We start from the raw sequence: 18,362 nt of genomic DNA, 5'->3' as shown, positions 1-18,362 counted from the left end.
AAATAAACACGTAAAAATGGATCATTTGCTGACTTTTTCGGATCGTCCAAAAGCAACTTCTGACTTCGTTCTTCCAGCTTCCCGCAAAATAAAAACCGCTTCTGAATTTTCAGAAGCGGTTTTTTATTTATTATTTCTTCGTTTTAGAAACCTGTTCTACCAATGTATATTTGATTGAAGAAGCATCTGCCGGAGGATTAGCGATTTTTTCTGTTTTTACTTTTAAAACATATTCGTAACCCGGCTCATAAGTGAAACCTTCAATAGGGCTGTAGAAATTCGTCCAGTCTGCAGAAGCACTTTCTTTTACCTGCATGCATTGCATACGGCCAGCTCCGGCAGAACACTCTACGGTTTGTGGTCCTACGATAATTGTTTTTTCATTGGCTGCCAGTTCTGCTTTTTTCGTTTTAGAAACCTGCTTTACCAAAGTGTATTTTATGGAAGATCCGTCAGCTGGCGGATTTTCAATTTTTTCTGTTTTTACTTTTAAAACATATTCATACCCCGGTTCATAAGTAAATCCTTCGATATTGCTGTAGAAATTCGTCCAGTTTCCGGAAGCGTTTTCTTTTACCTGCAGACATTTCATAGGAGCTACTCCTGTACAATCTGCTGTTTGTGGTCCTACGATGAATGTTTTTTCATCACCTGCGGATGCATTGGCTGTGGTTGTACATTGCGTCATTGCGAATAATGCTAATGCGGGTGCTGCCCCTTTTAGAATTGTTGCTATACTTTTCATAAACTTGATTTTCCCCATACCTCGCAATTACTGTGCCGAAAAAAAATACTGAATTTGTAGTACTTCTGCTATTGTTTTTTACTTTTTTAATTGTTTAATTTGAATTTCTTAAACACTAACCAAAATATAATTCTTATAATAAATATGGATAATCAAATGCAAGTTGAAAATTACAGGATTCAAAAACCTGAAATGTGGGCAGGAAATATCGGGGATGAGGAAATAAAAAACCGAATCAAAGACTCCGAATTTGCCAGAAGACAAATTGATGAAGGTCGTGATTACTGCTATTTTTTAGACAAAAAATACTATACAAGCAATACGGAAAACAGTGAGTACGTCTGCATGGCGTATACTCTGAACGAACCTGGAAACCTGGAAAGAGCTTCTGTTTCTGATGTGATTGTGGAGGAAAATGAAGTCTACCAGATTCACAGAATCAGTGTGTTAAGGGATGGAGTACTGATCGATAAGATTCCGGACACAAAAATAAAGGTTCTTGACAGTGAAAACCAAAGCAGTGGCGGAGTTCTTAGCAGTAATAAAAAAATCAATATTACCATTAAAGATCTCAGGCTGTATGATGTTCTGATTTTAGAAGATTCAAGAATCAAAGAATTTACAGACCGTGATTTTCTAAGAAAGGAATTCTCAAAGTATGTCTGGGTAAGTCCTGATAACTATTGGGCTTATGGAAGTTTTAAATTTACGTTCATCAACGAACGTGAACAGACTATTGCCTATAAAAAAACATTTTTCAGAGATGAGCAGGGAAACGTTCTTGAGCCGGAAATCAGTTATCTGAAAAAAGGAGACAGATTTGTCATTGAAGAAGAGAATTATATCAACCCTGTAGATTCAGGCCGTGAAATTTTCCCTTATGTAGATTTTGCTACAGAAAGCAATTGGAAAGACCTTTCCAACTATATTGTACCGTTCTATGAGGAGATTTTTAACAAATCTTCGTTAAAGGATTTTGCTCCCAATCTGGTTGAAAAACTCGATGCCATTGCTGATCAGGACGAAAAACTGCAGTTTGCCATAGAATATGTACAAAATCATATCTATTATGTCTTCAATGCAGATGAAATGAATGGTCATAAGCCACAGGAACCATCAGTAACGTATGAAAATAAACAGGGCGATTGTAAGGCAAAATCGGTTTTATTGAAAGTAATCCTTGATTATATAGGAGTAGATGCATCTGTAGTGCTGGTTAATTTTAATACAGATTATTATATTAAATACTATCTGCCATCCCTGTTAAGTTTCAATCATGTTGTCGTAAAAGTGAATTATAAAGGTGAAGAATATTTCATTGATGCTACCATCCGTGATGAATTCGGATTGATTGAAAACAGAGGCTTTATCTATTTTATGCATTATCTGGAAGTGAAGAAAGATCAGGAGCTTCAGGTAAGAAAATCTTATAAATTCCCTTATTTCTGCATTGATGAAAGAGTAGATTTAAATGCACAGGGCAATACCGGAAAGCTTACTTTATCAACGACTTACAAAGGAAACAGAGCCAATGCTATGAGAAGGTATTTTAAAAGTACCAATAAAAGAGAAATCATAGACAGCTGGAACAGCTTCCTTTTCTATGCGCTTAATTATTCAGGCGACCGCAATGGTACAGATGTCCGAAACGTATTCAAAGATGCTGCTATTGATGTAGTAAGTGATGACAAAAGACTGAATGAAGTTAAGATCCAATATACTGCAACCATTGAAAATCCTTACTTTGTGGATCCACAGAAAAACCGTTTTCTGATGTACTTTGACCGGAATGTAGTGAAGGCGAGTGCAAGAGATTTCATCCACAAAGATTTACCTTTCTGGCATAATTTCGACAGTGAGAAATATGAAATCAATTTGCAGACGGATCAGAAAATTGATGTTGAAGAAAAATATACAGTTCAGGAAAGTACGATATCCAACCCGTATTTTGATTATAAAAGCCGAAAAAAAGTAAACAAAAACGGGGCAAGTGTTTATATTGAATACAACCCTCTTATCAATATTGAAATTCCACAAAGTGAGTTTGAAAAGTTCAGAACAGATCATCATACCATTGCCGACAGCAATTTCGGACTGGGAATTGACATTATTGAACCGGGACTCATGAATATGCTTAAATTCAACTTTAAGAAGAAATTCAAATAGAATCCTTTAAGTTCAAAGTTTAAGGTTTAAGGTTTAGAATTACGGCGGGCGGCTTCACCGCCCACCGTAATTCTTTACTCACTAGTATATTTGTTTACAATCAAAAAAAACACAAATTCATTATGTCTAAGATATTTTTTCTTGCTTCCTGTATGGCCTTTTCTTTGGTCAATGCCCAAAAATTAACCAAAGAAAACGTTACTGGATTCTGGAAACTGAAGGAAGCCGGATTTTATGAAGGTAAAAAGAAAGTGATAAAAGAGTTCGATAACTGCCGCCTGATGAGAAATTATGCCATCAGGGAAGATGGTTTTGCCATTTATAATTATGTAGAAGGGAAGTCGGGTGACTGCAGTCCATCTGAACCAAGACTTTCTTTCTGGAGAGTTGTAGAAAACAGGATCCAGTTTTATGTAGATGATAAAAATATCCTTGAAGAAGTGGAAGTAACAATCAATAAAGATCATACGATAACCTTTTCAAGCTATATTCCTGAACGGAAAAAAGTAGATGGAGACATCCTTGCAGAGAAGATAGTAAACACGGTTCATTACGACATATTTGAAAAACAATACTAACCGTAAACACAAAATTTTTAACGTATGAATTATGTAACGGTCATCTATCTCGGAAATCTGGTATTGTATGCCATGTATTTCTTTGGAAGAATGGGTAGTGAAGTTGATGTTTCAGGACTGGATTATGGCGTTTCCGGAATTTTGTCTTTATTTCTGATCCTCGGCGGATATCTGAATGCAAAAAAAAGAATGATCTACAGAACGGTCCTATGGATGTTTTTTGTGAATGTCTTCTTATTCGTTTGCTCCGGTTTGTTTGATCAGTTTGGAAGCGATTTTAATATTCTTTCTACAGGTAATAGTGACAGTTTTCTTTTTACATTGGCGTTCATCATTTATAATGGCTATCTTTTTCCTTTAACGGTTATTCTTGACGGATCAGGTCTGGCTTTGATAGTTCCGGTTGTATTGTCATGTATTCTGCCTTCATTGGGTTATCTGATTGGGAAGAAACTCCATCAGAATAAACAGAATTCTACCAACATATAGTCATTGCGAACCGAAGATGAAGCAATCTCAATCTAAACTTTAATATCCTCTACAGCTCTTGAACACTAGGCAGATATTATTAAAAAAAAATCTGCGAAATCTCCACAATCTGCGAGAAAAATAATATCATCATTTGCTGAAAATCTCACATTGTGCTAAGTCGAAATGCTCTTGCATTTTCAAAACTAAAAAAAGAAAAGAAACTAAAGGCTATTCCTGCTTTTGAGGCTGGTTATTGGACGTAAAGAATTTCTGCTTACCGATCAGCAGCTCAAAAAACAGTCTGAAGTCCGAGATTAAAGACCATAAAGGATATTTAAAAGTAGCCGGCTTATTTCTCTCGATCACAGCATGACTGAACCAGGCAAATCCATAGCCTACAATCGGGATGTACCATAGAAATCGCTCCTTTCCGGAACTGATGACATACCCTATAACGAAAAATACGAGAAACGTTCCGATAAAATGGAAAATGCGGGTTCCTGTTTTACTATGCTCAGTAAGATAAAACTGATAAAACTCTCTGTAGGTTTTGATTCTTTCAGACATGGCGGGTTAGTTTGTTGGTTCAATTGAGTTGAAAGCAATAATTCTGCCGATTTTTAAAAGAGCCCCAAAAGTAAAAAGGCAAAATAACAAATCAGTCTTTCCATCAGGTCTAACCTATTTGCTATTTTGCCTTTCCGCAATTTTATTAAGTACTTACTTAGCTGTCCTTTAATTCTTTTCCAAGCTTGCTATTTTTATATCCGTAGCAGAAATAAATAACCATACCGATCAGGAACCACATTCCGAACCAGAACCAGTTCTCATGGCTCATTCCTGTAAGAAGATACAGACATGAACTTAAACCAATCAATGGAATTAATGATAAATTCTTGATAAAAGCTACGATACATAGAATCAGGTTGATGATAATAAAAAAGAAAATAGAAGCTCTGAATTCTCCTTCATTAGGGTCTGACCAGTTCATCAGGTTATCAAAAAACTCAGGCTGCCACTGGTAGAAAGCCAGTAAACCTCCAATGAAAATGACAGGGAAAATGATTTTACCATTCACGTAAGGAAGGTGGAATCTGCCTTTAATTTTTTCTTTAGCTGGAAGCATTAGTACTCCGGCACATACCAGTACAAAAGCGAAAATAGTTCCGATACTGGTAAAATCAAGGATGAACGTTTTATCCGTAAACAGGATAGGAATACCTACCACAATTCCTGTAACGATCGTTGCGTAGGATGGCGTTTTATACTTAGGATGTATTTTTTGAAATCTTGCAGGCATCAGTCCGTCACGGCTCATGGCATACCATATTCTCGGCTGTCCCATCTGAAAAACCAATAATACGGTAGTAATGGCAACAATCGCAACGAAGGAAACAACAAGCTCCATCCAGGCTACATTAGCATTCGTTTTTTCAAATATAAATGAAAGCGGATCTCCCACGCCATCAAATTTTTTGTAATCTACCATTCCTGTTAATACCAATGTCAAAGCAATATAGATCACGGTACACAATACAAGAGAGATAATCATTCCTTTTGGTAAGGTCTTCTGCGGGTCTTTGGTCTCTTCGGAAAGAACACTTAAGGCATCAAATCCGATATAGGCGAAGAATACTCCCGATACGGCACTCATTACTCCGGCAAAACCATTCGGCATGAAGGATGGTGTTCCGGTTGTCGGGCTTACCGGGGTCCAGTTTTCAGTATTGATATAAGCAAAACCAACAAGAATAACCAGTAAAATTACTCCAAGCTTTAAGATAACCAGAGAGTTGTTGAAGTTTTTACTTTCTTTTACTCCAACATAGCAAAGCCATGTAATTAAACCATTGATCACCAACGCCGGAATATCTACAATGAATTTCAAACTTCCGATTAACGGTGCTGTTTTCCATGCATTTAACAGTTCTTTATTTTCTGAACCATATTGAACAGCTTTCCTTGCTTCAGTATAGCTGCAGGTCAGATAATCAGGAATGTGCATTCCAAGACGTCCCAGGAAACTGGTGAAATAATCCGACCAGGAAAAGGCTACATAAATGTTTCCAAAAGAATATTCCATGATCAGCGCCCAGCCAATTACCCAGGCGATAAGTTCTCCAAAACTGGCGTAAGCATAGGTATAAGCAGAACCTGCCGTAGGAATTCTGCTGGCAAATTCAGCGTAGCATAAAGCGGTAAACCCACAGGCAAAACCACAAATCAAATAGAGTAGTATTACACCGGGACCGCCTCTGAAAACGGCTTCTCCCAAACTGCTGAAACTCCCAGCTCCAATAATGGCCGCAATACCAAAAAATACAATGTCCCATACACCCAGCACTCTTAAAAGTCCCGTCGAAGTATCTGTATCTGAATAGATTTTTCTTCTAAAAAGTTGACTCATTCAATAACTATATTTGATTTGAAAAAAAGCAAATGTAATGATTTTTTATTTTGATGTTAACAGTTGTTAAAAACATTTGGGGAAAAATGCGCAAACAAAAGAATTCACTCTTTATAAATGGGAATTTCCACATAACTGTCGTTGTACCATTTTATTTCCAAAGGCTCACCTGCATCTTTTATAGTTTCATCACTTACATTTTTTCCTGTGCCATAATTGACCTGCCAGTTCTTATTTTTATTAACTCCTACCAGTAAGACCAGTTTACTTCCTTTTTCTATTTTTTTGCTGATGAAAAATGAGTTTTTGATTGGGATCTGCTCCTTTTTTCCGGGCTTAAGCAGATGACGTTTGGAATTGTTTTTTGCATAGCTGGCTCGGGTAAGATGTGTAGACAGTAAAAATATCTTACCATCAGGTTGTACCTGATATAATAGGGTTTTGGGATCAAAATCCTTTTTGTTGATGGAAACGTTGAATATTCCGGATAAATTTCCGCTTATTGTAATATCCTTTTCCAGAATTTCACTTTCAAAATAAATAGAATTGGTTACATATACACTATCCTGCTTGCTTACTGTATGATAAAGATATTTCGGATTTCTGTCTTTAAAGTCAATGGTCTGTTGGGTAAATTGTTCAGTTCCGGGTTTCTCAAAAACTGAAGAACCGTTTTTACGGTCCTGAAGATAAAATTTAAGAGAAGATGAGTGCATTTTATCAAGAGCAGGAACATGTTTCCATGTATTACTGTTCATGATCTGAAAATTGACTTTATCTTTTAGAAGTTCCGGTTTTTTGCCATCCTTCAGAATATAATCAAACCATGAAAAAGCAAGTTGATCAATACTTATTCTGGCTACAGGATCTATGAGTAGATTTCCATAACCGAAAACATAAACATAATTGTATCCATAACTTTGAGCTGCTGCATGATCATAAGGTCCTATCACTAAATAATGGTTAGGGTTTTTGTTGTATTTGTGATGTTCTTTATAATAATACAATGCTCCGATCTGATCAGCATCATAATAACCTGTAGTTGTTAAAACAGGAATGTTTATTTTGGCAAATTCTTTTTTGTAAGGGACCATGTTTTGCCAGTATTTATCATAACCGGGATGATCCAGCCATCTTTGGAATATTGTATTGGGCTTCCTGCTTAAAGAATCAAGTGCTCTGAATGATCTGCCGCTTTTGTACCATGCTGTATTGATGGAATCCCATTTTGTATCATTATTAAAGCTTGCTTCATCAGTCAGCTTATTATTGGTGACATAGTGAATCCACTGGAGCATATAACCCTTGAATACATTATTTTGAGAAGGATAATCTATTCCGATTCCTACCGAAACCTGAGGTACAATGGTTTTCAAAGCCGGGTGCAGTTTTTTGGCAGCTGCCCATTGGCTGAATCCTAAATAACTTCCGCCTATCATTCCTACTTTACCATTGCTCCACGGTTGCTTGCTGACCCAGTCGATGACTTCATAAAGATCCTGAGCTTCGTCTTCAAATGGATGATTGGGGTCATTGCTGTCTCTTTTTCCACGGGTGTTAACCACGGCTCCTACGTAATTGTAAACTGCTGCTCTTTTCCCTATCGCTGCATCTAAAAATTCCCCGGCATAAATATTATTGGTAAGTATAACGGGAAGAGGAGAAGTGTTTTCTTTTTTTCGTACAATCGTAATGGTAAGTTTTGTTCCTTTTTTTAAAGTAAGGATTTTGGTTTCAATGATGAATTTTTCCTGCTCCTTTACTTTGAACAGCTGCATAATCTGAGGCTTGATGCTTGAGTAAGTCTTATAATTGACATAGTTCTTACATAAAGCCAGAGCGGAAGCATAGTCTATGCTGTCCTTATCTTTTTGTTTGTCAAGTGTTGCATTCAATCTCTTTTTATGGTCCTTTACATCTGAATCAATATCCAGAGTGGGCCCTACTTTGGTGGTCAGCGGTTCGGATAAACTTTCATATTTTGTAGTAAAGGCGGTTTGAAGAGCATTGGAAAACGAAATTTTTTTATCCTTTTCCATCAGTCTTGCCATGCTGTAGATTTCAAAAGCAAGATATTTGTTCCCTGCCATATTATGGTCTGCATATTCCTTACGGTAATCCGTTAAACTTGCAATGGAGTTTTTATAATCTTTTGCAGCGAGCTGTAAACGAAACTGATTGTCTAAAAACGTGAGCGTATACTTCGGTTTGTTTTTAGGAGATTGATGTTCAGTAATCACCTTTAAAGCCAGTTCCGGGATTTGTTTTTCCAACATTGTAGAATCTGTTGCCGCTGTCCTCGGAAAGTAAAATTTCTGAGCCTGCATTATATTGACAAAACATAATGCTAAAAGTATCTTAAATTTCATTAATGATGTATTTTGAGCTTCTGATGAAAAAGTATCATATCAAAATAGGTACTTCTCCATAATTACCCAATTGTTTATTTTTTTAGCTGACTAAATTAAGAATTTTTATCAGTAAAGAATGAAATGATTTATTGTTGTTTTATCACATGAAGTCTGCTGAAACTTGTTTAAAAAGGTTTTTAATCTTTATAAACAGGGACTTCCACATAACTGTCATTGTACCATTTTACCTCCAGCGGCTCCCCGGAATCCTTTATGGTTTCTTCACTTACGTCTTTGCCAGATCCATAATTAATCTGCCAATTAGGATTTTTATTGACTCCGACCAACAAAAGGAGTTTGCTTCCTTTCTCTATCTTTTTACTCATAACATACGAGTTGTTAATGGGAATCTGTTCTGTCTTGCCCGGTTCAAGAAGCTGTCGTTTTTGATTGTTTTTTGCATAGCTGGCTCTCACGATATGAGTGGATAGTAAATAGGATTTTCCATCAGGAGAAATCTGGTACAGATAGGTATCCGTATCAAAATCTTTTTTATTGATCGAAATATTGAAAACTCCTGACAGGTTTCCACTCATGATCATATCCTTGTCAAGAATTTCACTTTCAAAAGCGACAGAATTAGTCATTTTGATACTGTCTTTTTTGCTGACTTTGTAATAAATGTCTTTCTGATCCCTGTTTTTAAAATCAATAATTTGGGTTGTGAAATTTCTGGTTTCAGGCTTATTAAAGACTGAAGACGTATTTTTTTTGTCCTGAAGGTAGAATTTCAAAGAAGAATTATGCATTTTATCGAGATCACCCACATGTTTCCAGGTATTCGTATTCATGACCTGAAAATTGATTCTGTCTTTTAAAATTTCAGGTTTTTTGCCTTCCTTAAGAATATAATCAAACCATGAAAAAGCAAGGTCATCAATGCTTATTCTGGCCACCGGATCAATAGGATTACCATTCACGTAAGTAAATCCGAAACTTTGAGCTCCACCATGATTATAAGGGCCTATGACCAGATAATGATCTGCGTTTTTATTGTATTGATGATGTTGCTTAAAATAATACAACGCACCAATCTGATCGTCGTCATAATATCCTGTAGTCGTCAGGATCGGAATATTGATTTTAGAAAAATCCTCTTTGTAAGGAACCATTTTCTGCCAGTATTCATCATATCCCGGATGATCCAGCCATCGCTGGAATATTTTGCTGGGTTTCCCGCTTATTTTATCTAACGACCTGAATGATTCCCCGCTTTTATACCATTTTGTAAAAATAGAATCCCATTTTACAGCATTGGTAAAATCTGCTTCATCGGTAAACTTATTATTGGTAACATACCGGATCCACTGAAGCATATAGCTCATGAAGATATTATTCTGAGCCGGATAATCAATCCCGATTCCCACTGCAACCTGTGGAACAATTGTTTTCAAAGCCGGATGCACTTTTTTTACGGCTGCCCACTGGCTGAAGCCTAAATAGCTTCCTCCGATCATTCCTACTTTCCCGTTGCACCAGGGCTGTTTGCTGACCCAGTCTATCACTTCATAGATGTCTTGCGATTCATGCTCAAAAGGATTGTTCGTATCATTGCTGTTTCTCTTACCTCTGGTATTGACAACCGCACCTACATAATTATAAGTGGCAGCTCTCTTTCCAAAGAAACCATCAATGGGACCTGCATAGATATTATTGGTTAAAATAACAGGAAGTTGGGAAGTATTTTCCTTTTTGCGGACAATAGTGATCGTTAAGGTGTTCCCGTTGATCTTAAGATCTTTCGTTTCGGTAATGAATCTTTCATTGTCTTTTGAGGCCAGCAGCTGCATGACCTGAGGCTTAATGGTGGAGTAGGTTTTATAATTCAGATAACTTTTACATAGAGCCAGTGCCGTTCTGTAATCGATGCTGTCTTTGCCTTTTTGCTTATCCAGCAGACTCTTCAACAGTTTTCTGGATGCTTTCACATCTCCGTCAAGAGCGAGCTCAAGCCTTGGAATCAGTTTTTCCGGAAGACTTTCATATTTTGGGTTGAATACTTTCTGAAGGGCATTGGAAAATGAGGTGCTGTTTTCTTTTTGCTCCATTTTCGCAAGGGCATACAGTTCAAATCCGATATATCTGTAGTCTCCCATATTGTTATCCGCAAAGAGCTTACGGTTTTCAGTAAGAGAAGTCAGCGAATTTTTATAATCCTGAGCCACTATCTGCAAACGGAAAAGGTTATCCATAAGATCAACGGTGTTTTCCGGTTTGTATTTTACCGACTGGAGATGAGGAATCACTTGCTGTGCAAGTCCTGGAATCTGTTTTTCCAATATAACAGAGTCATTTACAGCTGTCTTTGGAAAATAAAACTTTTGTGCCTGCAGGAGATTTACCCCAATTAATGCTAAAAGAATCTTAAATTTCATGAGATGGTGTGTTTATGGTATGTTTTTAGCTGCTGTTGAAAAAGTATCAAATTAAAATATGTTTTTGATAACTGTTTATTAAAATTGTTTATATTTTATCAAACGAATGTAGTAAATTTTATCATTGTATGGTGAGAAAATTTACATTGTTATCAAATAAGAATTAACTGTCATTAACACTGTTAAAACTTGCTTAAACAATAAGTTTTTAATATTTTCGTTAACTTATTTAGACTAATTTTCTTATATCAAGAAGAATGAAATCAAAAAAAATACTTTTAGCGGCTGCGGTCATCTATTTCGGAATTTCCGATGCTCAACAGTCCCAATATTTTACCCAGAAAGAAAATTACAGGTTCAATCTAGCCGAAAATCTTTATCAGACCAAAATATACAACGCTTCCCAGTACGAATATGCAAGACAATATTTCTACAATCAGAATTTGTCCCGTTCGAAAAAGGAAGGCGCCCAGTTTTTTGATAATGTGATCGGTGTGATTCTTCAGAAAAATCATGCTGAAGAAGGGTTAACCGCTTTCATGAAAGAATACCCTAATTCTGCTTATTTTGCGCAGGCTAATCTTCCACTGGCAGATTATTATTTAGCAAAAAAAGATTTCGATAAAGCGCTGGAGACTTTGAAAAAAGTGAACCAGTATCAGCTTTCGAAAGAGGAGAATACCGAGTATATCCTGAAGCTTGGATATGCAAAATTCATGACGGGTGATTCCAAGGGAGCTACTGATGCCCTTGAAGAAGCTTATAAATCAGCAGATCAGTCCCAAAAAGGAGATATTGCTTATATGCTTGGGCATTTGTATTACAGCAATAGACAGAATGATAAAGCTTTCCAGTATTTTGATTCGATAAAAGATCAGGATAAATTCTCAAAGCTGGTACGTCCTTATTATGTACAGATGTATTACAATGATAAGAACTACGATCAGGCTATTACAGAAGGAACAGCTTTGTTGAACGAAAATATTTCAGATTCTTATAAAGCAGAAGTTCATAAGATTATTGGGGAGAGTTATTTCATGAAGAATGATTACACTTCTGCCTATCCACATTTAAAAGATTATCTGAGTGTACAGCAGAATCCATCTGAAAACGATTTGTATGAGATGGGATTTGTGGCTGCACAGCTGAAGAAATATGATGAAGCGGTTTCTTATTACAACCAGCTTCTGAACAGTAATTCTGCTTTAGCTCAAAATGCTTATTACCAGTTAGGAAATGCTTATCTGGCCGTAGATAAAAAACAGGAGGCTCTTTCTGCATTCCGTTCTTCTTATCAGATGGATTATGATGCGAAAGTGAAAAAACTGGCTCATGAGCAGTACGCTAAATTAAGTTACGATATCGGTAACCCGTTTGAAAGTCCTTCAGCGGTGATCCAAAGTTATATCAACGAGAATCAGGATGATGCCAATGCCACAGAAATGAGGTCATTACTGGTGAAATCCTATCTGTATTCCGGAAACTATAAAGAAACTCTGAATGCTATTGACAGATTGCAGAGTTCAACTCCTGAGATCAACAAAGTAGACCAGGAGGTTTCTTATTTATTAGGGACTGAAGAATTCAACAAAGGAAATTATGATGAAGCTGAGAAATATTTCTTAAGAAGTCTTGGTTTCAATATCAATAAAGAATTCAACAGCAGAGCTTTATACTGGCTGGCACAGGTATATTACCAGAAAGGAAACTATCCTTCTGCCATTGTTCGTTACGAAAAGCTTCTGACTGAAAATTTCCCTGAAAAACAGCAGCTGCCTTATGATTTAGGATATGCCTATTTTAAATCCAAAAAGTTTGATCAGGCTGCTACTTACTTTAAACAGTATCTTACCAATCCGAAACCGGAGTTTAAAAATGATGCAGAGCTTCGTCTTGCAGATATCCATTATGCCAACAATGATCTGAACGAAGCCATTGCTATCTATGATAAAAACGAAGATGCTACGGATTATACTTTGTATCAAAAAGCAATGGCTCTGGGATTCAAAGGGGATACACAGGCGAAGATTAACAACCTTAAAAACCTTTTATCAAAATATCCGGATTCAGAATATTATGATGATGCTCAGTACGAAATAGGAACAGCATATGCCGCTCAGGATGATTTTGCCAACTCCAATGATTATTTCGGAAAAGTAATTAAAGGTTCTTCCGACAAAGATCTGATTGCGAATGCTTCTATCTATAGAGCGCAGAATTACATCGATCAAAACCAGAATGATAAAGCACTTTCCGAATTGAAATCTCTGGGTGAGCAGTATAAAAATACAGCATATGCTCAGAAAGTAGTTCAGGCTGCCAAACCTATCTTCACGAAAAACGGAGATGTTTCAGGATACGAAACTTTCGCAAGAAATATTGGGGTGAATGTAGATGCTGCTGAAATTGATGAGATCAACTTATCTACAGGTAAGCAGTTGTTTGCGAAGAAAGATTATAAGAACGCCATTGCTTATTATGAAAAGTATCTCACACAGAACCCGACAGGGGAAGGATTGTACCAGGCGAAGTATGAATTGGGAGAGAGTTATTATCAGACCAACAATTCAACCAAAGCTTTACTTGTGCTTCAGGAAGTTGCTGGAATTCAGAATGATTACCAGGATGATGCGCAAACTCGTTTAGCTCAGATTTTCCTTGCTCAAGGGAATAGTGCTGAAGCTAAAAAGTACCTTGAAGGCATTAAAAATTCTTCCAACATCAGCATTAAAAACTATGCAAATGTGGAATTGATGAAGCTGTATGCGGAAGAAAATAATTTCTCAGAAGCTGAAAAATTAGCCAATGCAGTAATCGCCAATTCTAAAAACTCGGCAGCCGTTATTGAAACTGCGAAAGTGATCAAAGCAAGAAGCCTGATGAACTCCGGAAAAGATAAAGATGCACAGACTGCCTATTCTTCTCTTGAAAAATCATCGAATACTTCGGTAGCTGCAGAAGCTCTGTATGCAAAAGCCTATTATCAGAACAAAGGAAAAGCTTTCAAGTCTTCTAATGAGACGATCTTTAAGCTTGCCAATAACTATGCATCAGAAGAATTCTGGGGAGCAAAAGCGTTGGTATTGATGGCTAAAAACTATATCGGCCTGAAAGATAACTACCAGGCAAGCTATACCTGTGATCAGATCATTGCAAACTATAAGGATTTCCCTGAAATTGTTGCAGAAGCAAAAGAAGTTAAAAAACAGATTAAGAAATAGTACATGAAGGTTTTTAAAATTGCCATATATTCCTTTTTAATTTCTGCTTCACTCTGGAGCTGCATTCCTTCGTACAGTGCCTATCCAAAAGAGTATAACCATGCAAAAGCTGACTTCCAAAAACAGAAAGCTTTTGTAGTGAATAAGGATCTTAAGAAAGAATTTGAGGTTTTAAAACATTCTGATATTTATGAAATTGTAGAAGACAGTACCAATGTATCTAAGATAACACTGCATCCGATGAAAACCTATACTCCTCCTTGCGGAAACCCAATGATAGGAAGTATGATTACAGTCGGGTTACTGCCTTCAGCATTTCCTTATGATATTGTTTACAGTTATGATGTAGCTGAGAATAGTGCAACAAAAAATTATCAATACAAATTACAAGTTTATCAAAGCCTTTGGCTGTTTAATATATTCAGACTGGGGAGAACTTTTTCAAAACAGTCGGGGAAAGCTTTATTAGGCAGTTATATTGCTTCCAATAAATAAAAGCCCGTTATATATTTTTTTCAAATAAAGAAAATATGAACAAGAAAATTCAATTATTATCCATATTATTTTTAGGGGTTTCGTCGGTGGCGTTTTCCCAGATCAAGGAGGAAAAGCTGGTTCTTAACAAAAAAAGAGAACCGGAAGTGAAGAAGATCGAGAAAAAGAAAACTTCTGTGGAAACCATTAAAAATTATCCGCCGGAAGAGAAATCGCAGACACCTGTGAAATATACCATCACAGATGTTCCTGCTGTTTCAGATTTCAAAACTTCAACCATTCAGGGAGAGGACGTAGCACCTAAATTTGACGGAACTGCTCAGAATAATTATTTCCAGTTCGGAATGGGTAACTACGGGAAAATCCTGGTAGATGGAAACGTTTCAAAAACTCTTGAAAATAAACTTGAAGTGGGAGCAGATGTTCATGTTCTTTCCACCAATGGTCTTAAAAAAGATTACGACTGGAAATCCGGGCAGACTTCAGCGAATATCGCCGCTTTCCTCAACTCTTACGGTGAAAAAGGGAAGTTCAACCTTAATGCTGAATATGGCTTAGACAGCTATAATTATTATGGGATCTACGCTATGCAGCCTACCGGAGAGCTTGATCTGAAACAAAAAGTAAATCAGTTTAAAGTAAACGGGTATTACGATTTTTATTCCAACGAAATCTTAAATGATGTAAGAGTAAAATCATCATTCCTTAAAGATCATTTTGATGCTCAGGAAAATCAGGTGTCTATTCTTGCCAATTTCTCCAAACATGCTGTTGAATTAGGAAAATCAGGAATCAACCTGAATGCTGACCTTGGAGTAGGATTGGATGCGGTAAAGACAGATTTTGCCATCAGGGATAAAAACTCTGCTAACTTCTTCAATACCAGCCTGACACCGAAAGTAACTTTCAGAAAAGGAGACTCTTATTTGACATTAGGATCTTCATTCTCTTTCCTGAATGCTAAAAATTCCAACGATCAGTTAGAACAGCAAAAAAATAATAAAACTTATTGGTTCCCGCAGGCGGAGTTTCAGTTTGCCGCTGCTAATGAATTTAAATTCTACGGAGGGGTAGACGGTGGTTTAAAACTAAATACGTACGGAGATATGTTACAGACGAATCCATTTATCCTTTCTGATCAGTTTTTAAAGCCTACAGAGACAAAATATCATTTTTATGTGGGATTAAGAGGAGATATTGATGAAACGCTGAAATACGACTTCTCTGCGGGTTATGGAAAAATGAGAGATATTATGTTCTTTAAGGCCAATGATCTTTTCGATAACAACTCTGTTAATCGTTCCGCCTACAATTTTGCCAATACATTCTCTGCAGTGTATGATGACGGAAATGTAAGCGATATTAAGGGTAGTGTGCAGTATTTCCCATTGGCTAATCTTATTTTAGACGGAGAATTGAGGTTCACCAAGTACGATCTTAAGGCTTACGACAACATTTATAACGTTCCTTTGTTCAATGCGAGCATCGGGGCAAAATATACGATGCTTGACAAGAAGTTATTACTTGGATTCAAAGGAATATTTGCAAGTGACAGAACTACAAACTCTTATGCGATAGAAGGGGTAGGTGATCCTAACATAATTTACCAGTCTACAGAGAATACAAATGATAAAGTTGGTGGGTATGCTGATTTAAATCTTTCCGCAGAGTATAAAATTCACAAAAATTTCAGTATTTTCGCACTCGGAAATAATCTTCTGAGCTCAAAATACCAGACGTACAAGGGATATAAAGTCCTGGGTGCACAGATTCTGGGAGGCGTGAAAATTACTTTCTAAAGTATAAATGATAGGTAACCAAGCATTACTCATTACTTATCATTCATTACTTATGAATACGGCTGCATAGTTTAATGGATAGAACTTCGGATTTCGGCTCCGACAGTGAGGGTTCGAATCCTTCTGCGGTCACTCGGACGGACGAGACATTTTTTTTAATGTTTTGTCCGTCTTTTTTTGTTTGTAAACTATTGTTAATGTGTAAGATATAAGATAACGCAGAATTTAATTTTGGTGTTCGAAACGCATTTTCTTCAAACTCAAGTTTTTCTGATAAAATCGAACACAATATGTCACGTTTAGTTTCTGTATCTCCTTGTGAGTAGAGCTTTGACAGATTAGGTATGATCTTTAGAACCGTTTCAACTTTTTTCGTGATATCAAGATTTTTTCTTGTCAATTTCTGATTTTGTAATTCCATTTCTAAATTGTCTAACTTAGCTTTGGTATCAGATTTTATGAGACGGTAATCATCATAATCTAGCAGATCGTTCAAGTATTTGTCTCTGGCATTGTCTAATTTATTATTTAAATCTTGTAATTGCGAGATAAGATCTTTTTTTCTGTCATCAACATTTTGTTGGATATGTTTAAAATTAAACAGTATTATTTCCTTTAATAATTGTTTTGCGCTTTCGTTAAAACTCAATGTTTTTAATTGCTCTTCAAAAATTGTATTGACCACAGTGGAATTGTATCTGTAGCCACACTTTGAATTACAATGGTAATAGTAATATATTTTAAGTTTGCCCTTGGAGCCGCTTCCTGAGATATGTTCCCCACATCTGGGACATTTCAGAAAACCTCTGAGTGGTAAATTCTCCGAAACAAGAATTTTGCCCCTTGGCCTTTCATCCTTCGCTTTTCCAGTGAGTACCTGCTGAACTTGGATAAATAATGAATCAGAAATCAGGGGTTTATGCTTTCCTTCAACAATACATTCCTCCTCATCTTTATAAGCCTTTATAAAAATTTTGCCACAATAAATAGGGTTACGGATAGACTTATAAAATGAACTTCTACTGATAGGACCTCCTCCCATCGAATTCATTTTTTTGCGTATTTGGTCTATGGCATATTTTCCTTTAGAAAGTTCGTTAAAAGCCCAGCGCATGTTTGATGCTTCGGGTTCTTTTATAGCCACATATTTTCGGCCATCTTCAGTACATTTATTGATGTACCCGTAAGAAGCGGTTCCCATAACTCGTCCTTCTTTCTGCGCTCTTCTCATTCCGTATAATGTATTTAACGCTCTGCGATCATTTTCTACTTCTGGAGCAGCAAGGTAGATAGCAAGCATCATTTTATTTTCAGGGATACTTGTGTCCAGTGGCTGTTCAATAGCTTGTGGAGAAATATTGTGATTTTGTAGCAGCTTAATCATTTGATAGGCGTCGCCAGCATTTCGACTAAAGCGATCCCATTTGGTAAAAAGCAAATAATTGGATTTTGTACTCCTTTTTTTTATATGATTGACATATTTAATCCATTCTGGCCTTACAAAGTTTTTTGCCGAATGATCTTCAAATATCGTCTGACCAATAATTAAATTGTTTTGTTTGCAGTAACGCTCAAGCCGTTCAAACTGATCCCTCTGAGAATAACCTTTATCCGCCTGTTCGTCGGTAGAAACCCGAATGTATAAATCTGCTATCTTCATGATCTTTCTATTGTTATTCAAAAAAAAAATAATT

The 18,362-nt window shown here is 36.5% G+C and carries 11 protein-coding genes, 1 tRNA gene and 1 pseudogene; 7 read left to right on the top strand and 6 right to left on the bottom strand.

All coding sequences use genetic code 11. From position 1 onward, the window contains the following. Window positions 1–130: 130 nt before the first annotated feature. Entirely contained in the window at window positions 131–745 is a 615-nt protein-coding gene (locus LIV57_RS10405) for a DUF4377 domain-containing protein (protein WP_227942518.1), read from the bottom strand. Between the two features lie 156 nt (window positions 746–901). Between LIV57_RS10405 and LIV57_RS10400 the strand changes: the two genes are divergently transcribed. From LIV57_RS10400 to LIV57_RS10390, 3 genes are all read left to right on the top strand, one after another. Beyond that, entirely contained in the window at window positions 902–2,911 is a 2,010-nt protein-coding gene (locus LIV57_RS10400) for a hypothetical protein (RefSeq protein WP_410673610.1), read from the top strand. A 122-nt stretch (window positions 2,912–3,033) separates the two neighbouring features. After that, a complete protein-coding gene (locus LIV57_RS10395) occupies window positions 3,034–3,489 on the top strand; it encodes a lipocalin family protein (RefSeq protein WP_227942516.1) in 456 nt (151 codons plus the stop codon). Window positions 3,490–3,513: 24 nt separating this feature from the next. Continuing rightward, window positions 3,514–3,978: a hypothetical protein gene (locus LIV57_RS10390; RefSeq protein ID WP_227942515.1), complete on the top strand. Its 465-nt coding sequence runs from the start codon at window positions 3,514–3,516 to the stop codon at window positions 3,976–3,978. A gap of 210 nt (window positions 3,979–4,188) precedes the next feature. Here the strand turns inward: LIV57_RS10390 and LIV57_RS10385 are convergent, their stop codons facing one another. From LIV57_RS10385 to LIV57_RS10370, 4 genes are all read right to left on the bottom strand, one after another. Beyond that, on the bottom strand, window positions 4,189–4,527 hold the full coding sequence (locus tag LIV57_RS10385; RefSeq protein ID WP_227942514.1) for a DUF962 domain-containing protein: 339 nt from the start codon (window positions 4,525–4,527) through the stop codon (window positions 4,189–4,191). A gap of 157 nt (window positions 4,528–4,684) precedes the next feature. Continuing rightward, window positions 4,685–6,367 (bottom strand): APC family permease, encoded by a 1,683-nt coding sequence (locus tag LIV57_RS10380; RefSeq protein WP_227942513.1) that lies wholly within the window; start codon window positions 6,365–6,367, stop codon window positions 4,685–4,687. Between the two features lie 104 nt (window positions 6,368–6,471). Beyond that, window positions 6,472–8,736, bottom strand: a complete 2,265-nt coding sequence (locus tag LIV57_RS10375; RefSeq protein WP_227942512.1) for a CocE/NonD family hydrolase — start codon at window positions 8,734–8,736, stop codon at window positions 6,472–6,474. Window positions 8,737–8,915: 179 nt separating this feature from the next. Beyond that, window positions 8,916–11,153 (bottom strand): CocE/NonD family hydrolase, encoded by a 2,238-nt coding sequence (locus LIV57_RS10370; RefSeq protein WP_227942511.1) that lies wholly within the window; start codon window positions 11,151–11,153, stop codon window positions 8,916–8,918. Between the two features lie 257 nt (window positions 11,154–11,410). On the opposite strand from LIV57_RS10370, the gene LIV57_RS10365 reads away from it, so the two are divergent. The 4 genes from LIV57_RS10365 (at window position 11,411) to LIV57_RS10350 (ending at window position 16,800) form a co-directional block, all read left to right on the top strand. Beyond that, a complete protein-coding gene (locus tag LIV57_RS10365; RefSeq protein ID WP_227942510.1) occupies window positions 11,411–14,374 on the top strand; it encodes a tetratricopeptide repeat protein in 2,964 nt (987 codons plus the stop codon). 3 nt (window positions 14,375–14,377) lie between these two features. Beyond that, window positions 14,378–14,869 carry a hypothetical protein gene (locus LIV57_RS10360; RefSeq protein WP_227942509.1) on the top strand — a complete coding sequence of 164 codons (492 nt, stop codon included), beginning with the start codon at window positions 14,378–14,380 and terminating at the stop codon, window positions 14,867–14,869. Between the two features lie 35 nt (window positions 14,870–14,904). Continuing rightward, window positions 14,905–16,668, top strand: coding sequence for a TonB-dependent receptor (locus LIV57_RS10355; protein WP_227942508.1), 1,764 nt, complete (start codon window positions 14,905–14,907; stop codon window positions 16,666–16,668). A gap of 60 nt (window positions 16,669–16,728) precedes the next feature. Continuing rightward, window positions 16,729–16,800, top strand: a tRNA-Arg gene (locus LIV57_RS10350). A 745-nt stretch (window positions 16,801–17,545) separates the two neighbouring features. Here LIV57_RS10350 and LIV57_RS22975 read toward each other — a convergent pair. Further along, window positions 17,546–18,328, bottom strand: a pseudogene (locus LIV57_RS22975) (recombinase family protein); the annotation flags it as partial. Window positions 18,329–18,362 lie beyond the last annotated feature (34 nt).

Origin of the sequence: Chryseobacterium sp. X308, assembly GCF_020733145.1 — a bacterium.
Taxonomy (GTDB): Bacteria; Bacteroidota; Bacteroidia; order Flavobacteriales; family Weeksellaceae; genus Chryseobacterium; species Chryseobacterium cupriresistens.
The sequence above is the reverse complement of the archived record's forward strand: the minus strand, read 5'-3'. Positions and strand labels throughout refer to the sequence as shown.